Below are 21395 nucleotides of genomic sequence, written 5' to 3' on the forward strand. Positions count from 1 at the left end.
AGACGTTGAATCGTCCTCTTGCCATATCCGCCGGGGTGCACGCCCTGGTCTTCCTCTGGCTGATGCTGGGGGACCTCTTCGACGCGAAGCCGCCAGAGATGTCGGTCGCGGACGTCACCGTCATTTCCGAGGCCGAGTTCGCCGCGCTCTCGACGCCTACGCCCATGGACACCGCCGCGCTGGAACCGGCGCAGGAGCCGGAGCCGACCCCGGAGCCCGCTCCCGAACCCGCGCCCGCGCCCGTCCCGGAGCCTGCCCCGGAACCGCAACCGCAACCCGAGCCGACACCGGAACCCCAGCCCGAACCGCAACCGTCGCCCGAACCCATTCCTGAACCCATCCCCGAGCCGGTTCCTGAACCGGCCCCCGCGCCGGAACCCGATCCCATCCCGGAACCGCTGCCCGCGCCAATCCCGGCCCCCGAACCCGACCCGATCCCGGCGCCCCCGGCACCGGCGCCGATTCCGCGCGTCCTCGCCCCCGAGAACTCGACACGGCCCAAGCCGCGCCCCGCGCCGCGCGTGGCCGATACCCCCGTGGCCCCTCCGGACCCCGACGCCGTGACCGCCGAGGAAACCCAGCAGGCCGCCAATCCCGATGCGCAATCCCCCGACGTCGCCGAAGAGGCGCAGGAGGCCACCGCGCCGCCCGAAACCGCCACCGAGATCGTGACAGAGGCCGAGGAACCCGCAGGCGCGCTGGCCCCCGCGTCCTCGATGCGGCCCAGGACGCGCCCGGCGCAGGCGGCACAGGCGGCTGAAACCCCGCGCGAAACCGCGCAGACGCCAGAACCGGCAACGGAGCCTGCCACGGATTCATCGTCGGACGCCGTCGCCGATGCGCTGGCCGCCGCGCTGGCCGAGGAGCTGTCCTCCGGCGGGGCAGGGGCCGACGCGCCGCAAGGCCCGCCGCTGACCGCAGGCGAACGCGAGGGCATGAAGCTGGCCGTTCAGGCCTGCTGGCTGGTGGACGTGGGGTCGCAGGCGGCGGATGTCACCGTCACGCTGGGCTTCGAGATGGACCGCAGCGGCAAGGTCGTGGGCAACATCCGCCTCGTCGGCTCCGAAGGCGGCTCCGGGCAGGCGGTGGAAACCGCTTTCCAGGCCGCACGCCGCGCCGTGCTGCGCTGCCAGAACGACGGCTACAAGCTGCCCGCCGAGAAGTACGACCAGTGGAAACAGGTCGAAATCACCTTCAACCCCGAGGACATGAGGCTGCGATGACCCGGACGCCCCGAAGTCTTGGAAAGACTTCGACCCGGACCCTTTCAAAGGGCCCGGCCGCCCGGCTCCGGCCCTTGCTGTTCCTTGTGCCGCTGGTCCTTGCCGCGACGGCCCGGGCCGAGGACCAGCGCATGACCCGCGCGGAGATGGACGGCTTTCGCCAGCAGGTGCAGGGATGCTGGAGGGTCACGCCCGGCAGCGAGGCCGCGACCCTCTCTGTCACCGTGCACGCCACCCTCGACCGCGATGGGCGCATCACGGGCGACGTTACCCGCAGGGCAGGTTCCGAAGGGTCCGCCGAGGCCGAGACCGAGGCATTCCAATCTGCCCGCCGCGCGCTGCTGCGCTGTCAGGGCGACGGCTATGCCCTGCCGCCCGAAAAATACGATCTGTGGAAAGAGGTCGAGCTGACCTTCGACCCGTCAGGGATGGGTACAAGGTAAAGCGGGCCCTCAGGTCCGGACCATGGCGCGCGACTCAGCCTTTCCAGTCATCGTCCAACCCGCGCACGTACTTCCAGAACCCCTAAACCGGATTCCCGCGATCCCGACGCTGGCCGACCGCGCCCGGCACCGGTACACGACAGGTCCAGCCCGCAGGCGTGGGACTTGGCGCTCGGCTTCCAGGCGCTATCCTCCACAACGCGGTCGACACGAGGCTCGAAACCGCTGGCCCAGAGTTGGCCCGGGGCCTGACGGGATGACGTTTCGGGTCCCGCAGCAGCCGCGACGCAAAGGGTTCGGCAACCCATTTGTGCCTCACGCCGCCTTCACGTTTTCGCCACCGGCATGTCGACCCATGTCAAAACCCGGAGGTTTCGCCGCGAAACCTGCCCTTGGCGCATGAATTTCGGCAATTCCCCGCTGAAACGGCCCTTGAAGGGTGTTTTGCGGGCTTCAAATGCACTGTATTAGGAAATAACGCGGGCAACAGACCCGCAGGGCAGTAACGGGCAGTTCCCTAGGAGGGATTCCATGACGAAGAAAGCCATGATGTGGCTGATGATGGCATTTGGTCTGTTGGCGGGCCTCCCCGCCACGGCACAGGAGCCGCTGCGGCTTGAGATCGACCGTGGCATCGTGGAACCGATGCCCGTCGCCGTCCCGGGCTTTGTTGCCGAGACGCCCGGCTCCGAGCAGTTCGCCGAAGACATCAGCCGCGTGGTGGCCGAAGACCTCGTCGGCACTGGCCTCTTCCGCGAGATCCCGCGTGATGCGCATATCAGCCGCGTGTCGGCCTTTGCTTCTCCGATCCAGTTCGCCGACTGGAAGGCGATCAACGCGCAGGCGCTGGTGACAGGGGCGGTCAGCACCGACGGGCAGGGGCGCGTCGTGGTGAAGTTCCGCGCCTGGGACGTCTTTGCCGAGCGTGAGCTGGGCGAGGGGATGCAGTTCGCGTCCTCTGCCGATGGTTGGCGGCGGCTGGCGCACAAGGTGGCCGATCAGGTCTATGCGCGCCTGACCGGTGAACAGCCGTATTTCGACAGCCGCGTGGTGTTCGTGTCCGAGACCGGGCCGAAGGACCAGCGCCAGAAGCGCCTGGGCATCATGGATTACGATGGCGCTAACGTGCAGTACCTGACGGACAGCGCGTCCATCGTGCTGGCACCGCGCTTTTCGCCCAATGGCAGCCAGGTGCTCTATACCTCCTACGCCACGGGGTTCCCGCGCATCCACATCCTCGACGTGGGCGCTGTCCAAAGCCGCATCATCGAAACGCAGGGCGGCGAGATGAGCTTTGCCCCGCGCTTTTCGCCGGACGGGCGGATGGTGGTCTATTCGATGACCCAAGGGTCGAATACCGACATCTGGGCCATGGACGTGGCCTCTGGCGCGACCCGCCGACTGACCGACACCCCGGCGATCGAGACCGCGCCCAGCTTCTCGCCCGATGGCTCGCAGATCGTGTTCGAAAGCGACCGCTCCGGCAGCCAGCAGCTGTACGTCATGCCTGCCATGGGCGGCGAGGCGACGCGGATTTCCTTTGGCGAAGGCCGGTACGGCACGCCGGTCTGGTCGCCGCGCGGTGACCGCATCGCCTTTACCAAGCAGAACAAGGGCCGGTTCCACATCGGCGTGATGAACACCAACGGATCGGAAGAACGCCTGCTGACCGCGTCGTTCCTCGATGAGGGGCCGAGCTGGGCACCGAATGGCCGCGTCATCATGTTCACCCGCGAGACGCAGGGCGCGCAGGGGGCTTCGGCGCTGTACTCCGTCGACATCTCCGGCCGGAACCTCAAGCGGGTACGCACCCCGGCGGGCGCCTCGGACCCCAGCTGGGGCCCGCTGCAATAACCCCGATTCCCATATCCCGTTGTGTGTGGTACAAGGTCCACAACAACATATGCGCATGAACGCGCGATAGAGCAGGACAGACCGATGAAACACCTTTCCAAGGCCCTGATGCTGGTTGCCGCGCTGGCCGCTGCAGGCTGTACCAACCCGAACCGGTTCGGGAACGGCAGCGGCAACGACGCCAGCATGAACAACACGGGCGTGACCTCCGGCATCCTGCCGGGCAGCGTCGATGATCCGACCTCCACCGCCTATTTCCAGCAACGTGTCGGTGACCGCGTGCTGTTCGCCGTCGACCAGTCGACGCTGAGCGCCGAAGCGCGCGCCGTGCTGGACGGCCAGGCGCAGTGGCTGCTGACCAACTCGGACTACATGGCCGTGATCGAAGGTCACGCCGACGAGCAGGGCACCCGCGAGTACAACCTCGCGCTGGGTGGTCGCCGCGCAAACGCGGTGATGGAATACCTCGTGTCCAAGGGCATCTCCGCCAACCGGCTGAAGTTCGTGTCCTACGGCAAGGAACGCCCGCTGGAAATCTGTTCCGAGGAAGCCTGCTACGCCAAGAACCGCCGCGCCGTGACGGTGCTGGCCGCTGGCGGCCTGACGAGCTGATCCGATGCGGGGGGCTTTGGGTTTGATCGTGGCGCTTGGCCTGGCGGTTCCCGCCAGCGCCGAGACCCTGGCCGATGTGCAGCAGGATCTGACCGTCCTCTCCGTCGAGTTGCAGAAGCTGAAACGGGAACTGTCCACGACGGGATCGTCGCAGGTGCAGGTCTCGGGCGACGTGCTGCAACGGCTGAACACGCTTGAATCGGAGCTCGCCCGCGTCACCGCAAAGACCGAGGAACTGGGGTTCCGCGTCAGCCGGGTCGCCGAGGACGGTGCCAACCGGCTGGGCGACCTGCAATTCCGGGTCTGCGAACTGGAACCGGGCTGTGACCTGTCCACCGTCGGGCAGCAGGCCCCATTGGGCGGCGAGGTGGCGACACCTGCCGCGCCGCCGGTGTCCCAGGGCACCGATGACCTGCCGTTCGAAGGCGAACTTGCGATCAGCGAAGAGGCCGATTTCCGCGCCGCGCAGGAGGCTTTGGACGGCGGGGACTTTGCCCGCGCGTCGGACCTGTTTGCCACCTTCCGCCAGAACTACCCGCTGGGGCCGCTGGAGCCCGCCGCGCTGGTGGGCGAGGGGCAGGCTCTGGAGGGCTTGGGCGACACGCGCGAGGCCGCGCGTCGCTATCTGGACGCCTATTCCGGCTTCCCGGACGCCCAGGTGGCCCCCGAGGCGCTGTGGCGGCTGGGCGTGAAGCTGGGTGAGTTGGGATCGGTGCCGGAGGCCTGCGTCACGCTGGCCGAGGTCGGAACGCGCTATCCGGGGTCGGATTTCGTGCAGGCGGCGGCGGACAGCCGGACCGCGTTGTCCTGCCAGTAAGGTTTTTCTGGCAGGTGGTTTCCGGGGGCTCTGCCCCCGTCTCCTGCGGAGACTCCCCCGAGGGTATTTGGAAAACCAAAGAAGCAGGGGCGCATGAGCCTGGATCGACGTTTCGCGGAAAGCATGGGGGCCCTTCTGGGGCCCTCTTTTCCATCCGAGATCGGCTTGGCCGTCTCGGGCGGGGGCGATTCCATGGCGATGCTGCTGATGGCGCACAACTGGACGCGGGACTGGGGTGTCGGCCTGCGGGTCGTAACGGTGGACCATGGCCTGCGCCCCGAGGCGGCGGAGGAGGCCGCCATGGTGGGCGAGGAATGTGCCGCTCTGGGCTGGCCACACGCGGTGCTGCGCTGGTCCTGGGACGGGCGCGGCAACAAGATGGAGGCGGCGCGCGAGGGGCGCTTGCGCCAGATCGAGGGCTGGCGCGGATCGTTGCGGCATGTCTTGTTCGCCCATACGCGCGATGACGTGGCCGAGGGGTTCCTGATGCGGCTGGCGCGCGGGGCCGGGGTGGACGGGCTGTCCGCCATGGCGGCGCGGCGGCGGGTGCATGGGTTCGACGTGGTGCGGCCTTGTCTGGGGATGGGGCGGGCCGAGTTGCGCCATTACCTGACGGTGCTGAAGGGGCGTTGGGTGGACGATCCGTCGAACGACGATCCCTCCTATGACCGGGCGCGCATGCGGCGGCTGTTGGCTGTCTTGCAGGACGAGGGCCTTGGGGCCGAGGTGCTGGCCGGTGCGGCGGGCCGGATGGGGCGCGCGCGTGAGGCTCTGGCGATGCGCGCCGCCGATGCGTGGGAGCAGGCGGGCCGGGAAGGCGCGAATGACGGCGTCCCTACCGGAGAAATCCTGTTCTACCGCGGCGTATTCGAGCGCATCGAGCGCGACACCCAGCTGCGCCTGCTGGCTGCGGCCCTGATGTGGGTGTCGGGCAATCCCCTGCGACCCCGGATCGCGCCGCTGGAAGCCCTGATGGACAGGTTGCTGTCGGGGGGCGCCGGCACATTGCATGGGTGCGAGGCGGTGGCCGAGCGCAGCGAGATCCGTGTCTTTCGCGAATTGTCCGCACTTGGTGTGGCGCGGGGGACGCTTTGGGATGGCCGCTGGTCCTGCGACGCCCATGGCTTGCGCGCCCTTGGCGAGGACGGATGGCAGTTGCTGGCCGAAGAAAACCGCGCCCGCCACCCGTTCCGCGCGGCGCGGTCCTTGCCCTCGCTCTGGGAGGGCGACCGGCTTGTGGCCTGTCCGGCGCTGGGTCTGGCAACCCGAACCACCGGCCCATTGGAGTTTCTGCCCATGGGCACACGCTCGCTGAGTTTCCGTCAGTTCCTGATGACGCATTGAACCGGCTGTACATATGTCTATGTTATGCGGCAAACGCGCCTTCGGGCCGAAAGCTTCCCTGATTAAGGAGTCGCCACTTTGGGCAACGCTCGCAACATCGCCTTCTGGGTCGTCCTGTTCCTGCTGATCCTGGCGCTTTTCAACCTGTTCTCGGGTGGGACCACGACGCTGCAAAGCCGTGAGACCAGCTATACCGAGTTTGTCGATGCCGTGGACGCGGGCAATGTTGCCAGCGTGACCATCGACGGTGAACAGGTGCGCTACCGGACCACCGACCAGAAGGACATGGTGACGATCAAGCCCGAGGACGCCGAGGTCACTGACCTGCTGGTGCAAAAGGACATCCCCGTCACCGCGAAATCGCAGGAATCCTCGGGGTTTCAGGTGTTCCTGCTGAACCTGCTGCCGTTCCTGCTGCTGATCGGCGTGTGGATCTATTTCATGAACCGCATGCAGGGTGGCGGCAAAGGCGGCGCGATGGGCTTTGGCAAGTCCAAGGCGAAGCTGCTGACGGAGAAGCATGGCCGCGTGACCTTTGACGACGTGGCGGGCATCGACGAGGCCAAGGAAGAGCTCGAAGAGATCGTGGAATTCCTGCGCAACCCGCAGAAGTTCTCGCGCCTGGGTGGCAAGATCCCCAAGGGTGCGCTGCTGGTGGGCCCTCCGGGGACCGGTAAGACGCTGCTGGCGCGGTCCGTGGCCGGTGAAGCGGGTGTGCCGTTCTTCACCATCTCGGGCTCGGATTTCGTCGAGATGTTCGTGGGTGTCGGTGCGAGCCGTGTCCGCGACATGTTCGAGCAGGCCAAGAAGAACGCGCCCTGCATCGTCTTCATCGACGAAATCGACGCCGTGGGTCGTGCCCGTGGCCAGGGCTACGGCGGCGGCAATGACGAGCGTGAACAGACGCTGAACCAGCTGCTGGTGGAAATGGACGGCTTCGAGGCCAACGAGGGTGTCATCATCATCGCCGCCACCAACCGCCGCGACGTTCTGGACCCCGCGTTGCTGCGTCCGGGCCGTTTCGACCGGCAGGTGACCGTGGGCAACCCCGACATCAAGGGGCGCGAGAAGATTCTGGGCGTGCACGCCAAGAAGACGCCGCTGGGGCCGGATGTGGACCTGCGCATCATCGCGCGTGGCACGCCGGGCTTCTCCGGTGCGGATCTGGCGAACCTCGTGAACGAGGCGGCTCTGATGGCCGCGCGTTATGGCCGCCGCTTTGTCACCATGGTGGATTTCGAGAACGCCAAGGACAAGGTCATGATGGGCGCCGAGCGCCGCAGCATGGTGCTGACCGACGACCAGAAGGAAAAGACCGCCTATCACGAGGCCGGTCACGCCATCGTCGGCCTGACGCTGCCGCAGTGCGACCCGGTCTACAAGGCGACGATCATCCCGCGCGGCGGCGCGTTGGGCATGGTGGTCTCTCTGCCGGAAATCGACCGCCTGAACTGGCACAAGTCCGAATGCGAGGAAAAGCTGGCCATGACCATGGCGGGCAAGGCGGCCGAGATCATCAAGTATGGTGCCGACAATGTCTCGAACGGTCCGGCGGGCGACATCCAGCAGGCATCTGCGCTGGCACGGGCCATGGTCCTGCAATGGGGCATGTCCGACAAGGTGGGCAATATCGACTACCGCGAGGCGGCCGAGGGATACTCGGGCAACACTGCCGGTCTGTCGGTGTCGGCCCACACCAAGGAGATGATCGAATCCGAGGTGAAGCGTTTCATTTCCGAGGCTTATGACCGCGCGTTCCAGATCCTGACCGAGCGTCATGACGACTGGGAGCGTCTGGCCAAGGGCCTGCTGGAATACGAGACCCTGACCGGCGAGGAGATCGAGCGCGTCGTGCGCGGCGAGCCGCCCCAGTCAGACGATTCCGACGGTGGCTCCGGTGCCGTCGAGGAAAAGCCGAGCCTGACCGCCATCCCCAAGACCAAGCCCAAGAAGACCTCGGGCGAGGGTGGGATGGAACCGGAACCCTCGGCCTGAAAGCGTGATCCGTAGATGACGGACGGTACACAGATTTCGTGGGACCCCGGGACCTATAACAGGTTCCGGGGTCAGCGTTTGCGCCCTGCCATCGACCTGCTGCGCGCGCTGCCGACGCTGCCGGAGGGCTGCGTGGTGGATCTGGGCTGTGGCCCCGGGGCGATTTCCGGCGCGCTGCGGGCGCTGCTGCCGGGGCGGCGATTGGTGGGGGTGGATGCCTCTGCCGAGATGCTGGCCGATGCGGGTGATGCCTATGACGACCTCGTGCAGGCGGACATCGCCGAATGGGCCGCGCAGGAGGCGCCCGCGCTGATCTTTTCCAATGCGGCGCTGCAATGGGTGGGCGGGCACGACCTGCTGCTGCCGCGCCTGCTGGACAGCCTCGCGCCCGGTGGCGTGCTGGCGGTGCAGGTGCCGCACCAGAACAACGCGCCGTCGCACCGCATGTGGCGTACCCTGGCCGAAGAGCTGTGCGGACCGCTGCCCGAAGGGTTGCCCGAGGTGCTGAAACCCGCACAGTATCACCATCTGCTGTCGCCGCTTGGTGTGCTTTCGCTGTGGGAAACCGAGTATTACCAAGTGCTTCCGCCCTGCGAGGACGGCGGCAACCCGGTCCGCCGCTTTACCGAAGGCACCTATGCGCGCCCGATCCTGCAAGCGCTGAGCGAGGCGGAGCAGGCGCGCCTGATCGCCGCCTACGAGGAGGTGGTGCGCAGCGCTTATCCCGTTTCCGACAACGGGTCCGTCCTCTTTCCTTTCCGGCGCATGTTCTTCACTGTGATCCGGCCAGCCTGACCTACGGAGACAAGAATGCCCGCGTTGAAGCCGACCGAGTACACCTGCGAAGTCATCTGGTTGGGTGTCGTCACCAATGACGACCGCAAGGAATTGCTGTCCGAGGTTCTGGAGCAGGTGGACCTGACATTCGAGGGGATCGCGCGGTCGTTCCATGGCGGTCTGACGCGGCCGTCCTGTTCGCGGGTGAAATCGCAGTATCCGATCGGCACGCCGATCCGCAACGAACGCCAGCTGAGCATCGTCAGCGCCGAGGAACTGGCGCAGATCGCCGAACAGATGGGCGTCGACAGCATCGACCCGGCGCGCATGGGCGCGTCGATGGTGGTGCGCGGCCTTCCGGATTTCACCCATGTGCCGCCGTCGTCACGGCTTCAGGCGCCCTCGGGGGCGACGGTTGTCGTGGACATGGAAAACCGCCCCTGCCAATTCCCGGCCAAAAGCATGAAGCACGTGATGGGCGACGCGGCCAAGGGGTTCAAGGACGCCGCCAAGGGCAAGCGCGGTGTGACGGCGTGGGTGGCGCGTGAGGGCGTGGTGAAGGTCGGCGACGTGCTGACCCTGCACATTCCCGACCAGCGCCGCTGGAAGCCCTGAGGCGCAATCGACCAGCCGCCGACCATCCGGAAACATGTATCGGAAACCCAATTTCCGATTTGCGTAACCTTGTTCGAAATAGGTGTGTCCCACGCCGCGATGATGTCGCAGAATGTCGGTATTGCGGTGACAGGCGATACCGTGTCCCGTTATCCCTTCGGCAAACGTTAGCGCCGCAAGGGAGGACACCGTGGCCTACAAATCCGACATTGAGATTGCCCGCGAAGCCCGGAAACAGCCGATTCAGGCGATTGGCGACAAGCTTGGCATTCCGACCGAGCACCTGCTGCCCTATGGCCATGACAAGGCGAAGATCAGCCAGCAGTTCATCAACTCGGTGCAGGAGCGCCCTGATGGCAAGCTGATCCTCGTGACGGCGATCAACCCGACGCCCGCGGGCGAGGGCAAGACCACGACCACCGTGGGTCTGGGCGACGGTCTGAACAAGATCGGCAAGAAGGCGATGATCTGCATCCGCGAGGCGTCGCTCGGGCCGAACTTCGGCATGAAGGGCGGGGCCGCGGGTGGCGGTTACGCGCAGGTCGTGCCGATGGAGGAGATGAACCTCCACTTCACCGGCGACTTCCACGCCATCACCTCGGCGCATTCGCTGCTGTCGGCGATGATCGACAACCACATCTACTGGGGCAACGAGGCGCAGATCGACCAGCGTCGCGTGACCTGGCGGCGTGTCGTCGACATGAACGACCGCTCGCTGCGCCAGATCACCTCGTCCCTGGGGGGTGTGTCCAACGGCTTCCCGCGCGAGGATGGCTTTGATATCACCGTGGCGTCGGAGGTCATGGCGATCCTCTGCCTCGCGAAGGACCTCAAGGACCTCGAGAAGCGGCTGGGTGACATGATCGTGGCCTATCGCCGCGACAAGTCCCCGGTCTTCTGCCGCGACATCAAGGCCGAAGGCGCGATGACCGTGCTCTTGAAGGACGCGATGCAGCCGAACCTCGTGCAGACGCTGGAGAACAACCCCGCCTTCGTGCACGGCGGCCCGTTCGCGAACATCGCGCATGGCTGCAACTCGGTCATCGCGACGACCACCGCGCTGAAGCTGGCCGACTACGTGGTGACGGAGGCCGGGTTCGGCGCGGACCTCGGTGCCGAGAAGTTCATGGACATCAAGTGCCGCAAGGCGGGCCTGCGCCCCGATGCGGTGGTGATCGTCGCCACCGTGCGCGCCATGAAGATGAACGGCGGCGTGGCCAAGGCCGATCTGGGCACCGAGAACGTGCAGGCGGTGAAGGACGGCTATCCGAACCTCGGCCGTCACATCGAGAACATGAAGAAGTTCGGCGTGCCGGCGGTGGTGGGGATCAACCACTTTGTCACCGACACCGAGGCCGAAGTGCAGGCGGTGAAGGACTACTGCGCGTCTCTGGGCGTCGATGCCATTGTGAACACCCACTGGGCGGATGGCGGCAACGGCATCACCGAGACGGCGAAGAAGGTCGTCGAGCTCTGCGAAGGCGGCTCGGCCAATTACGCGCCGCTCTACAGTGACGAGCTGTCGCTGGCGGAGAAGATCGAGACGGTGTGCCGCGAGATCTACCGCGCCGACAATGTCATCATGGATGGCAAGATCCGTGGCCAGCTGAAGGAATGGGAAGCGCAGGGCTACGGCAACCTGCCGGTCTGCATGGCCAAGACGCAGTATTCCTTCTCGACCGATCCGGCCCAGCGTGGCGCGCCCACGGGCTTTGACATCCCGGTCCGCGAGGTTCGCCTGTCGGCGGGTGCGGGTTTCGTGGTCGTCGTCTGCGGCGAGATCATGACGATGCCCGGTCTGCCGCGCGTGCCTGCGGCGGAATCGATCCGCCTGAATGCGGATGGCCTGATCGAAGGTCTTTTCTAAGGCCTTTCGGCTCCAGGTGCTCCCGCCGGGCAACCGGCGGGAGACATGCTTCGAAACGGAAAGGTTTTGCGGATGCGCGCAGCGCTGATCGACGGAAAGGCCATTGCGGCCGACATGCGGGCGCAGATCGCGACCGAGGCGGCCGAGCTGGCCGAGGCGGGCTGGCAGCCCCGGCTGGTCTCGATCAGCGTCGGCGATACGGCGGCGGCGGATCTCTATGTGCGCAACCAGAAAAAGCACGCCGAAAGCGCCGGGGTGCAGTTCGAGGCGCGCGCCTATCCGGGCGAGACCTCGCTGGAGCAGCTGACCGGCATCCTGCAGGGGCTGAACGCCGACCCGCGGGTGAACGGCATCATCATCCAGCGGCCCTTGCCTGCGCATATCCCGGTCAAGGTGCTGCAAAAACTGGTGCATCCGCTCAAGGACGTCGAAGGCATGCACCCTGCGTCCATCGGCAACATCGTCTATAACGACCTGGCGCTTGGCCCCTGTACCGCCGTGGCGGCGGTCGAAATCCTCAAGACCCTGCCGCTGCCCATCGAGGGCCTGAACGTCACTGTCATCGGCCATTCCGAGATCGTCGGCAAACCCATCGCCTTCCTTATGATGGGGCTGGGCGCGACCGTGACGGTGTGCCATCACATGACACGCTCGGTGGCGATGCACAGCCGCGCGGCGGATGCGGTGTTCGTGGCGGTGGGCAAGCCGGGGCTGGTGACGGGCGACATGCTCAAACCCGGCGCGGCGCTGATCGACATCGGCATCAACCGGGTCGAGGGGCGCACCGTGGGTGACGCCGATTTCGACAGCTGCGCCGAGGTGGCAGGCTGGATCACGCCCGTGCCGGGTGGGGTTGGCCCGGTGACCGTGGCGACCCTGATGAAAAACGCCGTGCTGGCGACGCGGATGCAGATGGACCACTACCGCGAGGCTTACGCGCGGACGGATATCTAGGCGCCCAGGGGCGCGGGAACATGGCCCGGGACGGGCCGGGACTGTGGAAGGAAACGACGGATGACGGCGACAGTGATTGACGGCAAGGCCTTTGCGGCCAAGGTCCGTGACAAGGTGGCGGGCCATGTGGCGCGCCTGAAGGAAGAGCACGGCATCACGCCCGGCCTGGCCGTGGTGCTGGTGGGCGAGGACCCGGCGAGCCAGGTCTATGTCCGCTCCAAGGGCAAGATGACCGTCGAGGTCGGCATGAACTCCTACGAGCACAAGCTCGACGCCGACACGTCGGAGGCCGATCTGCTGGCGCTGATCGACAAGCTGAACAATGACAAGGACGTGCACGGCATCCTCGTGCAGCTGCCCCTGCCAAAGCACCTGAACGAGGACCTGGTGATCAATTCGATCGACCCGGCAAAGGATGTGGACGGGTTCCACATCTCCAACGTCGGTCTCTTGGGCACCGGGCAAAAGAGCATGGTCCCCTGCACGCCGCTGGGCTGCCTGATGATGCTGCGCGACCATCACGGCTCGCTCTCGGGCATGGACGCGGTCGTCATCGGGCGCTCGAACATCGTCGGCAAACCCATGGCGCAACTGCTGCTGGGTGACAGCTGTACCGTGACCATCGCGCATTCCCGCACCAGGGACCTGCCCGAGGTCGTCCGCCGCGCCGACATCGTCGTCGCCGCCGTGGGCCGCCCCGAGATGGTCCCCGGCGACTGGATCAAGCCCGGTGCCACGGTGATCGACGTGGGCATCAACCGCATCGAGCGCGACGGCAAGAATGTCCTCGTCGGCGACTGCCATTACGACAGCTGCGCCGACGTCGCGGGCGCCATCACCCCCGTGCCGGGCGGCGTCGGCCCCATGACCATCGCCTGCCTGCTGGCCAACACCGTCACCGCCTGCTGCCGCGCAAACGCCCTGTCAGAACCCGAAGGCCTCACCGCCTGAGCGTGGGCTACAGAGAAGCAGGAGGACCGCCCCCTGCTTCTTTGGTTTTGCAAATACCTCGGGGGTGTGGGGGCAGCGCCCCCACCCGTCATGCTTTGCATGACAATCAACAATTGGGCATGCTTTGCATGACACACAACAATTGGGCATGCCTTGCATGACAATCAGCAGTCGGGTGCGGGGGGGGGGACCTCCACCCTGCCCAAGGGGCAGGCGATGCCAAGGCGCATTGCCCTTGTCCCGAAACGGTGATCTGGTGGCCTCATGACAACAGATGACCTGCGCGACGATTTCAGCGAGTCCGATACGGACACCTCTCCCGACAGTTTGCGCTTTCTTGCCTGGCAGGACGCCTGGTTGCTGGAAATCTACATCGACCGCACCGAGCCGGGGCATCGCGACGTGGTGCGCCTTGTCGTGGAATGGCCGGACGCCGAGAATCGCCCGCTGGAGCCGGTGTCCCTCGTGGATTTCCACGACTGCTACGCGCTGGAACTGGACATGGGTTTCGGCGTCATCGCCGAGGAATCCATCGCCGGTCTGACCATCGAAGAAGACCACCCCCGGCTGGCCCGCATCGCCGAGGAGTTCGGCACCGATGACGTGACCTGCGTGCGCATCGACCTGGCCAATACCCGGGGCACCCTGCGCATCTTTACCAGCGCGGTGACGGTCCTGCCGGATACCTCTTACGTCACCCTGCATTAGATCGCGTCGCGCAGGCCCTTCAGGTGGGCGGGCAGGGCACGGGCGCTGACCTCGGCCTGTTTCACCAGATGGTCGAAATGCGCGGTGAAGGTCGCCACGCGGTCGCGGTCGCGGAACGCCAGGTAGTTGCGCCCGAGGTAAAGCACCGCCAGCAGCGGACCGAACACCGTCAGCGGTGCGGAATACAGCCGTCGCGGATCATACAGCGTCACGCGCAGGCGGGGATAAAGCGCCTCGGTCAGCTCGGCCATCTGGTCCAGCTGCGCGCGGCGCTTGTCGGGGCAGAGACCCGCGTAATAGCCCGACCCTTCGGCAAAGGCGTGCAGGTCGGACAGCGGCAGGGCGATCTCGTAATCCGACTGCGAGGCGCGCATCCACTCCAGCCGGTCGGTGGAGGCATTGATCGCCTGTTCCGTGGTCTTGCCCAGGTGCGGCTCGTACTCCCATGCCAGTATCTCGCGCGTTTTCAGCATGTCGGGCAGCGAGGGCGGCACGTAGCGGATCTTGTAGCCCTCGGCCTCCTGATGCCAGGCAAAGATCTGTTCGTCGATCAGCGCGCGCGGCGCCTCGGTCAGGGTCAGGGCATTGGCCAGCAGGTCGGCGGCACGCTCGGGGCGGTCGGACAGCCCCAGCAGCCAGTCCGATGACACGCCAAGCGCCTGCGCGCAGGAGGCAACCACATGCGCATTGGGCAGGCGCGCGCCCTCGTCCTTGAGCAGTTGCGACAGGGTAGAGCGGTCGACGCCGATGGCGCGCGCCAGGGCGGTCTGGTTGGTCCCGGCCTGGGCCATGGCCAGCGTCAGGCGGGACCGGAGGAGGGCGGCGCGGTGGCGTTTGTCGGTTTTCGGCGTGCCGGTTATCTGCATGGTGTGACTTTTGTCACGTTTCGAGGGTTTTGTGAACTGTTCTCGGAATGGCTGGAACGTGCGGTTGGGCATATCAAGGGCGCAGAACGATAACGGAACCGTGATGAGCACGAACAAGGTTGCGCGCTGGCGCGGAGTGGAATGGCCGACGCTGGCTTTGCTGGCGATCTGCTATGGGCTGTGGGCGCTGGGGACGACCTCGGTGGCGGAACTCTGGCTCCCGGCAGGCATGGCGCTGGTGGTCTTCACCACGGCGCTGCATTCGTCGCTGACGCATGAGATGCTGCACGGCCACCCGTTCCGGTCGCGCTTCTGGAACGGCGCGCTGGTGTTTCCCGCGCTGTCCCTTGTCGTCCCCTACCTGCGGTTCAAGGACACGCACTTGGCCCATCACCGCGATTCCATCCTGACCGATCCCTATGACGACCCGGAAACGAACTACCTCGACCCCAAAGTCTGGGCGGCGTTGCCCCGCTGGCGTCAGGCGCTGCACCGGTTCAACAACACTCTGGCAGGGCGGCTGCTGATCGGCCCGGCGCTGGGGACCTGGTCCTTCACCCTGTCCGACCTGCGCCTGCTCGCGGGGGGAGACCGCCGCGTTCTGGCGGGCTACCTGCTGCATCTCCCCGCCGTGGCGGTGGTGCTGGTCTGGATGGGGACCCTCGGCCAGATGCCGTGGTGGGCCTTCGCCGTCTCGGTCTACGCGGCGCTCTCCATCCTCAAGATCCGCACCTTCCTGGAACACCGCGCCCACCTCGATGCCCGTGGCCGCACCGTCATCATCGAGGACTGCGGCCCGCTGGCGCTGATCTTCCTCAACAACAACCTGCATGTGGTCCACCACATGCACGCCGCCGTGCCGTGGTATCGCCTGCCGGTGCTTTATCGCAACAACCGCGACCGCTACCTGTCGCGCAACGATGGCTACCGCTACCGCAGCTACGCCGAGGTCTTCCGCCGCTACCTGCTGAAGGCCAAGGACCCGGTGCCGCATCCCCTCTGGCCGCGTTAATCACTGGACGAAGGCGACACACAGGCGCATGAGGCGGTCATGGACCTCTGGATCATCGCCACACTCAGCGCCGCCACCTTCCAGACCGTGCGCTTCATGCTGCAAAAGGTGCTCGCCACCGGACGGCTGAGCGCCACCGGCAGCACCTTTGCCCGCTTTGCCTATGCCAGTCCGGCGGGGATGCTGGTGCTGGCGGGCTACCTGGCCTGGACCAACAGCCCCGTCCCGAGCCTCGACCCGGCCTTCTGGGGCTGGGCGATCTTTGGCGGCATGGGCCAGATCCTCGCCACGGTCCTCGTCGTCCTCGCCTTCAAGGAACGCAACTTCGCCGTCGGCATCACCCTGAAAAAGACCGAAGTCCTCCAGACCGCGCTCCTTGGCCTGCTGCTGCTGGGCGAGACCGTCTCCCCCCTCGGCTGGCTCGGCATCGGCATCGGTCTCGCGGGCGTTCTGCTGCTGTCGAAAACGCCGGGCCTGACCACCTCGCTCTGGACGCAGCTGCGCAGCCGCGCCGTCCTGCTGGGCCTCGGATCGGGCTTCTTCTTTGCCGTTGCAGGCGTTGGCTACCGCGCCGCCACGCTGTCCGTCGCTTCCGACGACCCGCTGCTGCGCGCCGCCATGGGCCTTGCCTGCATCACCACCGGGCAGGCGCTGGGGATGGCCCTTTGGCTGCGCTGGCGCGAACCCGGTGAAATCACCCGCGCATGGGCCGCAAGGAAAACCGCCCTCTGGCTGGGCCTCAGCTCGGCCGCCGGAACACTCAGCTGGTTCACCGCCTTTACTCTGCAAACCGCCGCCTACGTCTATGCGGTGGGGCAGGTGGAACTGATCCTGAGCCTCGCCGCTTCGGTCCTGTGGTTCCGCGAAAAGGTCACCGCGCGCGAGGTCCTCGGCATCGCCGTGCTGACCGCCTCCGTCATCACCCTCGTGCTGGCCGCCTGACGCAAACGCTACGTTCCCGCTTCTTTGGTTTCGCAAATACCTCGGGGGTTTGGGGGCAGAGCCCCCATCCGTCATGCAAAGCATGACAAACAAAATCAGTCGCGCGCCCCGGCCCGGCGCGCCCGGGCGCCCGGGCGCGCCCACCCCCAAACACAACCCACAAAAAAAAAAAACAACGCCCGCCCCCCCCCCCCCGCCCCCCCCCGGTCGCCTTGGCGCAGCCAAGGCGAAACCCCACCTTGCACAGCGACGACCCCTCCCATAATCCTGAACAAAGTTCAAAAGGGGGCCGACATGACCAGCACGGTGGCAGAGCGCAAGGCGGCGCTGCGCGAGAAACTCATCACCCTGGCCGAGGCGGCGATCCGCAGCGGTGGCCTCGAGGCGCTCAAGGCGCGTGATCTTGCCCGCGACGCAGGCTGTGCCGTCGGCGCGATCTACACCCATTTCGATGACCTCAAGGCGCTGACCCTCGCCGTCAATGGCCGCACCTTCCAGCGCCTCGGCGCCGCCGTCGCCACTGCGGTGGCACAGCACCCCGGCACCCCGGTGGAACGGCTGATCACCATGGGCCACGCCTACCTTGCCTTTGCCGCCGAGGACCCGCGTCTTTGGCGGGCGCTGTTCGACGTGGAAATGAGCGCCGAGGGGGGCGACGTGCCGCAATGGTATCTCGACGCGCTGGGTGCGCTCTTTGCCCATATCGCCGGTCCGCTGGGGGAACTGCATCCGGGAATGGGCGAACGCGACCTCGATCTCGCGGTGCGCGGGCTGTTTTCCTCGGTGCATGGAATCGTCCTGCTGGGCCTCGAACAGCGCATCTCGGGCGTTCCGACAGCGCGTTTGCAGGACATGATCGCGCTTGTGGTCAGTGCAATCGCCCTCAGCGGCGGGCAAAGGTAGGGTATTCCCTACCATCGTGAACGCCGTTCAAAATAATTCTTGAACGACGTTCAGAGAATCGCTATCCATGTTTCATGAACGATGTTCAAGAAACGGAGAGCGACATGTTCGGAACCCTGAAGACCCTCATCGCCGGTGCCAATGCCCGCGCCGAGGATGCCGTCCGCGACCAGTTCTGCATCGAGCTGATCGACCAGAAGATCCGCGAAGCCGAGGCCTCGCTGAAGGCCGCGAAATACAGCCTCGCCAGCCTGATCCAGCGCGAGAAAGCCGAGAGCCGCCAGGTCGAGGCGCTCACCAGCCGCACCCCCGACCTGATGGCCCGGGCGCGCGAGGCCCTGAGCGCGGGCCGCGAGGATCTGGCGCAGGAGGCCGCGCAGGCCATCGCCACGCTGGAGAACGAGCAGGAGATGCGCCGCCAGACGGTCGCCCGCCTCGAAACCCGCGTGCTGCAATTGCGCCAGTCGGTCGAGGCCGCACATCGCCGCCTCATCGACCTGAAGCAAGGCGCCGTCGCCGCCCGCGCCGCCCGCCGCGAGCAGGACATCCAAAAACGCCTTGGCCGCCACATCGCGCAGGACACCGCTTTCGAGGAAGCCGAGGCGCTGATCGCCCGCGTGCTGAACCGCGACGACCCCTTCGAGCAGGGCCAGATCCTGCGCGACATCGACGCCGGGTTGAACCAGGCCGACGTGGGCGACCGCCTCGCCGACGCGGGCTTTGGCCCGGCCACCCGCTCTACCGCCTCCGACGTGCTGGCCCGCCTGCGCGCCGCCGACTGACCTAATCAAACCGTTAGAAACAAACCCCAATCCAAAGGACCAAACCCATGAACCGCAACGACAACTCGCTCATCCTGATGATCAACGGCGCAGGCATCGCACTGGCTTACATCCTGCTCGGCGCCTCGCTCTGGCTCTCCACCGAGGTGCCGCTGAGCACCAAGGGCTTCTGGGCCATGGGGGTCTTCATGTTGACCATCAGCCTGATCAACGTGGTGAAATACCGCTTCGATTTCCGCCAGTCCGAAGACCGCCTGTCCCGCATCGAAGAGGCCCGCAACGAGCGCATGCTCGAAGAGGCCCTGCGGGAAGAGTGATCCTCGGCCCGGACAGACAGCAGGGAAGGGGCCAGGGGGCCCCTTTTCGCCGTTGCCGGGCCTGGTCGGTCTTGGGTGGTTTCGCCTTCGCTTCGCTCAGTCGACTGTTCTTGGGTGGTTTCGCCTTCGCTGCGCTCAGTCGACTGTTCTTGGGTGGTTTCGCCTTCGCTGCGCTCAGGCGACTGGCGCTCGGCTGCGCCTCGCGCCGGCGGGGGCGCTGCCCCCGGACCCCCGAGGGTATTTGGAAAACCAAAGAAAGGGGGGCGAGGCATCAGCGGCCCGGAAAGGGCCGCGGAGCGGTTGGAAGGGCGTCAGACGTGGTCGAAGAAATCCGGTCCCGCTTCGGCCAGCAGTTGCTCGGCCAGTTGCCGCCCCAGCGCCGGGCCGTCCGCCGAGGCGCCGCTGACCTCTCCGGCGAAGGACTGCGAGCCATCGGTCTTCAGGATCTCGCCGCGCAGGCGCAGGCTGTCGCCGTCCAGCTCCGCCAGCCCGGCGATGGGGGTCTCGCAGGACCCGTCAAGCCGCGCAAGGAAGGCGCGTTCCGCGTCCAGCCGCAGCCCGGTGTCGCGGTCGTGCAGCGCCTCAAGCAGCTTTGCGCACATCTCGTCATCCGCGCGCCGCTCGATGCCGATGGCCCCCTGCGCAATGGCGGGCAGCATGTCCTCGGTGGCGATGGGGTGCTTCGACACGCCGGGGATCTTCATCCGGTTCAGGCCCGCGCAGGCGAGGAAGGTGGCATAGGCGACGCCGTCCTCGAGCTTCTTCAGCCGCGTCTGGAGGTTGCCGCGGAATTCCACCACCTTCAAATCGGGTCGCCGGTTCAGCAGTTGCGCTCGACGGCGCAGCGACGAGGTGCCGACAACGGCCCCCTGCGGCAGGTCGTGGATGGTCTCGGCATGCGAACAGATGAAGGCATCGCGCGTATCCTCGCGCGGCAGGTAGCAGTCCAGCACCAACCCCTCGGGCTGCACCGTCGGCATGTCCTTCATGGAATGCACCGCGATGTGGATGTCGCCGCGCAGCAGCGCCTCCTCGATCTCCTTGGTAAAGAGACCCTTGTTCCCCACCACCTTCAGCGGGATGTCCGCCTCGATCAGGGCGCGGTCGTCGCCCGAGGTCTTGATGATGACGATTTCAAAGGCATCCTCGGGCAGGTCGAAGGCCGCGCGCAGGCGCTCGCGGGTCTCGAAGGCCTGGGCGAGGGCAAGCGGCGAGCCGCGAGTGCCGATTTTCAGCGGGGCGGAAGCAGAAGGCATGGTCATGAGCGCAGCTTTATGCCTCAGGCAGGTGACTGGCAACCGGGACCGTATTGCCCTAAGTGCGACGCAACGACCAAGTGGGAGGCCCCGATGACCAAGACCATTCTGCGCGCACTGGCAGGCGAGACGCTCGAAACCCCGCCGATCTGGATGATGCGTCAGGCGGGCCGCTACCTGCCGGAGTACAAGGCGACGCGCGCCGAGGCGGGGGATTTCCTGTCGCTGTGCTACAACCCGGAATTGGCCGCCGAGGTGACCCTGCAGCCGATCCGCCGTTACGGGTTCGACGCGGCGATCCTCTTTGCCGACATCCTGCTGTTGCCGCAGGCGCTGGGGGCGGACCTGTGGTTCGTGACCGGCGAAGGCCCGCGCCTGTCGACGATCCGGTCCGACGGTGACTTTGACAAGCTCGGCCGGGGCGAGATGATCCACGACACGCTGAACCCGGTCTACGAGACGGTAAAGATCCTGCGCCGCGAACTGCCCGCCGAGACGACCCTGATCGGTTTCGCCGGTGCCCCATGGACCGTGGCCACCTACATGATTGCAGGGCAGGGCACGCCGGACCAAGGGCCCGCCCACGCGCTGAAGGCGGAGAACCGCGCGCTGTTCGAGAAGATCATCGACCGGCTGACTGAGGGCACCATCGACTACCTGTCGAAACAGGTCGAGGCCGGGGCCGAGGTGGTGAAGATCTTCGACAGCTGGGCTGGCTCGCTGAAGGGCGAGGATTTCGACCGATACGCGCTGGAGCCGACGCGCATCATCACGCAGGAACTGAAATCCCGGTTCCCGGGCCTGCCGGTCATCGGCTTCCCGCGCCAGGCGGGGGACAAGTACATCGGCTTCCACGCAGCCACCGGCGTCGATTGCGTCGCGGTCGATGACACCGTGACTCCGGAATGGGTGGCCGAACACGTCCAGCCCGGCGGCTGCGTGCAGGGCAACCTGAAAAACACGCATCTCGTCACCGGCGGACAGGCGTTGATCGACGAGACGAAGCGCGTGGTCAAGGCGCTGTCGGGCGGCCCGCATATCTTCAACCTCGGTCACGGCATCACACCGGACGCCGACCCGGAGAACGTGCAGAGCATGATCGACGCGGTGCGCGGGCGGTAAGGGCAGAGGGGGGCGCTGCCCCCCGCGCGTTCCGC

The 21395-nt window shown here is 66.4% G+C and carries 21 protein-coding genes; 19 read left to right on the forward strand and 2 right to left on the reverse strand.

Annotation, left to right across the window (positions count from 1 at the left end; genetic code table 11):
* Positions 1–5 precede the first annotated feature (5 nt).
* The 13 genes from ACP16H_RS05055 (at position 6) to ACP16H_RS05115 (ending at position 14160) form a co-directional block, all read left to right on the forward strand.
* Positions 6–1223 (forward strand): cell envelope biogenesis protein TolA, encoded by a 1218-nt coding sequence (locus tag ACP16H_RS05055; protein ID WP_425071176.1) that lies wholly within the window; start codon positions 6–8, stop codon positions 1221–1223.
* A 74-nt stretch (positions 1224–1297) separates the two neighbouring features.
* On the forward strand, positions 1298–1666 hold the full coding sequence (locus ACP16H_RS05060) for a hypothetical protein (RefSeq protein ID WP_425071177.1): 369 nt from the start codon (positions 1298–1300) through the stop codon (positions 1664–1666).
* Between the two features lie 546 nt (positions 1667–2212).
* Entirely contained in the window at positions 2213–3520 is a 1308-nt protein-coding gene (tolB, locus tag ACP16H_RS05065; protein WP_425071437.1) for a Tol-Pal system beta propeller repeat protein TolB, read from the forward strand.
* A gap of 84 nt (positions 3521–3604) precedes the next feature.
* Positions 3605–4132 (forward strand): peptidoglycan-associated lipoprotein Pal, encoded by a 528-nt coding sequence (gene pal / locus ACP16H_RS05070; RefSeq protein ID WP_425071178.1) that lies wholly within the window; start codon positions 3605–3607, stop codon positions 4130–4132.
* Positions 4133–4136: 4 nt separating this feature from the next.
* A complete protein-coding gene (locus tag ACP16H_RS05075) occupies positions 4137–4949 on the forward strand; it encodes a tetratricopeptide repeat protein (protein WP_425071179.1) in 813 nt (270 codons plus the stop codon).
* A 93-nt stretch (positions 4950–5042) separates the two neighbouring features.
* Positions 5043–6293 (forward strand): tRNA lysidine(34) synthetase TilS, encoded by a 1251-nt coding sequence (gene tilS / locus ACP16H_RS05080; protein ID WP_425071180.1) that lies wholly within the window; start codon positions 5043–5045, stop codon positions 6291–6293.
* A 78-nt stretch (positions 6294–6371) separates the two neighbouring features.
* Positions 6372–8288, forward strand: a complete 1917-nt coding sequence (gene ftsH / locus ACP16H_RS05085; RefSeq protein ID WP_425071181.1) for an ATP-dependent zinc metalloprotease FtsH — start codon at positions 6372–6374, stop codon at positions 8286–8288.
* A gap of 15 nt (positions 8289–8303) precedes the next feature.
* On the forward strand, positions 8304–9083 hold the full coding sequence (locus ACP16H_RS05090; protein WP_425071182.1) for a methyltransferase domain-containing protein: 780 nt from the start codon (positions 8304–8306) through the stop codon (positions 9081–9083).
* A 15-nt stretch (positions 9084–9098) separates the two neighbouring features.
* Complete coding sequence (locus ACP16H_RS05095; RefSeq protein ID WP_425071183.1) at positions 9099–9680, forward strand: MOSC domain-containing protein; 582 nt, start codon at positions 9099–9101, stop codon at positions 9678–9680.
* Positions 9681–9870: 190 nt separating this feature from the next.
* Complete coding sequence (locus tag ACP16H_RS05100) at positions 9871–11547, forward strand: formate--tetrahydrofolate ligase (protein WP_425071184.1); 1677 nt, start codon at positions 9871–9873, stop codon at positions 11545–11547.
* Positions 11548–11592: 45 nt separating this feature from the next.
* On the forward strand, positions 11593–12501 hold the full coding sequence (locus ACP16H_RS05105) for a bifunctional 5,10-methylenetetrahydrofolate dehydrogenase/5,10-methenyltetrahydrofolate cyclohydrolase (RefSeq protein ID WP_425071185.1): 909 nt from the start codon (positions 11593–11595) through the stop codon (positions 12499–12501).
* Between the two features lie 60 nt (positions 12502–12561).
* The gene (gene folD / locus ACP16H_RS05110) at positions 12562–13452 is read left to right on the forward strand and encodes a bifunctional methylenetetrahydrofolate dehydrogenase/methenyltetrahydrofolate cyclohydrolase FolD (protein ID WP_425071186.1); all 891 of its coding nucleotides are present in this window, start codon (positions 12562–12564) and stop codon (positions 13450–13452) included.
* 264 nt (positions 13453–13716) lie between these two features.
* On the forward strand, positions 13717–14160 hold the full coding sequence (locus ACP16H_RS05115; RefSeq protein WP_425071187.1) for a hypothetical protein: 444 nt from the start codon (positions 13717–13719) through the stop codon (positions 14158–14160).
* On the opposite strand, the gene ACP16H_RS05120 is transcribed toward ACP16H_RS05115, so the two are convergent.
* Positions 14157–15026, reverse strand: coding sequence for a helix-turn-helix domain-containing protein (locus tag ACP16H_RS05120; protein WP_425071188.1), 870 nt, complete (start codon positions 15024–15026; stop codon positions 14157–14159). The genes ACP16H_RS05115 and ACP16H_RS05120 overlap by 4 nt on opposite strands.
* Positions 15027–15129: 103 nt before the next feature.
* Here ACP16H_RS05120 and ACP16H_RS05125 point away from each other — a divergent pair, with 103 nt between their 5' ends.
* The 5 genes from ACP16H_RS05125 (at position 15130) to ACP16H_RS05145 (ending at position 18982) form a co-directional block, all read left to right on the forward strand.
* Positions 15130–16038 (forward strand): fatty acid desaturase, encoded by a 909-nt coding sequence (locus ACP16H_RS05125; protein ID WP_425071189.1) that lies wholly within the window; start codon positions 15130–15132, stop codon positions 16036–16038.
* Positions 16039–16077: 39 nt separating this feature from the next.
* A complete protein-coding gene (locus ACP16H_RS05130) occupies positions 16078–16980 on the forward strand; it encodes an EamA family transporter (protein ID WP_425071190.1) in 903 nt (300 codons plus the stop codon).
* A 294-nt stretch (positions 16981–17274) separates the two neighbouring features.
* Positions 17275–17883 (forward strand): TetR/AcrR family transcriptional regulator, encoded by a 609-nt coding sequence (locus tag ACP16H_RS05135; protein WP_425071191.1) that lies wholly within the window; start codon positions 17275–17277, stop codon positions 17881–17883.
* A 104-nt stretch (positions 17884–17987) separates the two neighbouring features.
* Positions 17988–18665 (forward strand): PspA/IM30 family protein, encoded by a 678-nt coding sequence (locus ACP16H_RS05140; RefSeq protein WP_425071192.1) that lies wholly within the window; start codon positions 17988–17990, stop codon positions 18663–18665.
* Positions 18666–18712: 47 nt separating this feature from the next.
* Positions 18713–18982 carry a hypothetical protein gene (locus ACP16H_RS05145; RefSeq protein ID WP_425071193.1) on the forward strand — a complete coding sequence of 90 codons (270 nt, stop codon included), beginning with the start codon at positions 18713–18715 and terminating at the stop codon, positions 18980–18982.
* Between the two features lie 311 nt (positions 18983–19293).
* On the opposite strand, the gene hemC is transcribed toward ACP16H_RS05145, so the two are convergent.
* Complete coding sequence (gene hemC, locus ACP16H_RS05150) at positions 19294–20244, reverse strand: hydroxymethylbilane synthase (RefSeq protein WP_425071194.1); 951 nt, start codon at positions 20242–20244, stop codon at positions 19294–19296.
* Positions 20245–20331: 87 nt separating this feature from the next.
* On the opposite strand from hemC, the gene hemE reads away from it, so the two are divergent.
* Entirely contained in the window at positions 20332–21360 is a 1029-nt protein-coding gene (hemE, locus tag ACP16H_RS05155; RefSeq protein ID WP_425071195.1) for a uroporphyrinogen decarboxylase, read from the forward strand.
* Positions 21361–21395 lie beyond the last annotated feature (35 nt).

The organism is Sagittula sp. S175 (assembly GCF_049800975.1).
GTDB lineage: Bacteria > Pseudomonadota > Alphaproteobacteria > Rhodobacterales > Rhodobacteraceae > Sagittula.

What these genes read in the sequence shown, in the direction of transcription:
- ACP16H_RS05135 (WP_425071191.1), top strand. Translation starts at nt 17,275, where the DNA reads ATGACCAGCACGGTGGCAGAGCGCAAGGCGGCGCTGCGCGAGAAACTC.
- ACP16H_RS05120 (WP_425071188.1), bottom strand. Translation starts at nt 15,026, where the DNA reads ATGCAGATAACCGGCACGCCGAAAACCGACAAACGCCACCGCGCCGCC.
- ACP16H_RS05090 (WP_425071182.1), top strand. Translation starts at nt 8,304, where the DNA reads ATGACGGACGGTACACAGATTTCGTGGGACCCCGGGACCTATAACAGG.
- hemE (WP_425071195.1), top strand. Translation starts at nt 20,332, where the DNA reads ATGACCAAGACCATTCTGCGCGCACTGGCAGGCGAGACGCTCGAAACC.
- ACP16H_RS05130 (WP_425071190.1), top strand. Translation starts at nt 16,078, where the DNA reads ATGGACCTCTGGATCATCGCCACACTCAGCGCCGCCACCTTCCAGACC.
- ACP16H_RS05095 (WP_425071183.1), top strand. Translation starts at nt 9,099, where the DNA reads ATGCCCGCGTTGAAGCCGACCGAGTACACCTGCGAAGTCATCTGGTTG.
- folD (WP_425071186.1), top strand. Translation starts at nt 12,562, where the DNA reads ATGACGGCGACAGTGATTGACGGCAAGGCCTTTGCGGCCAAGGTCCGT.
- ACP16H_RS05140 (WP_425071192.1), top strand. Translation starts at nt 17,988, where the DNA reads ATGTTCGGAACCCTGAAGACCCTCATCGCCGGTGCCAATGCCCGCGCC.
- pal (WP_425071178.1), top strand. Translation starts at nt 3,605, where the DNA reads ATGAAACACCTTTCCAAGGCCCTGATGCTGGTTGCCGCGCTGGCCGCT.
- ACP16H_RS05075 (WP_425071179.1), top strand. Translation starts at nt 4,137, where the DNA reads ATGCGGGGGGCTTTGGGTTTGATCGTGGCGCTTGGCCTGGCGGTTCCC.
- ACP16H_RS05115 (WP_425071187.1), top strand. Translation starts at nt 13,717, where the DNA reads ATGACAACAGATGACCTGCGCGACGATTTCAGCGAGTCCGATACGGAC.
- tolB (WP_425071437.1), top strand. Translation starts at nt 2,213, where the DNA reads ATGATGTGGCTGATGATGGCATTTGGTCTGTTGGCGGGCCTCCCCGCC.
- hemC (WP_425071194.1), bottom strand. Translation starts at nt 20,244, where the DNA reads ATGACCATGCCTTCTGCTTCCGCCCCGCTGAAAATCGGCACTCGCGGC.
- ACP16H_RS05145 (WP_425071193.1), top strand. Translation starts at nt 18,713, where the DNA reads ATGAACCGCAACGACAACTCGCTCATCCTGATGATCAACGGCGCAGGC.
- ACP16H_RS05125 (WP_425071189.1), top strand. Translation starts at nt 15,130, where the DNA reads ATGAGCACGAACAAGGTTGCGCGCTGGCGCGGAGTGGAATGGCCGACG.
- tilS (WP_425071180.1), top strand. Translation starts at nt 5,043, where the DNA reads ATGAGCCTGGATCGACGTTTCGCGGAAAGCATGGGGGCCCTTCTGGGG.
- ACP16H_RS05105 (WP_425071185.1), top strand. Translation starts at nt 11,593, where the DNA reads ATGCTTCGAAACGGAAAGGTTTTGCGGATGCGCGCAGCGCTGATCGAC.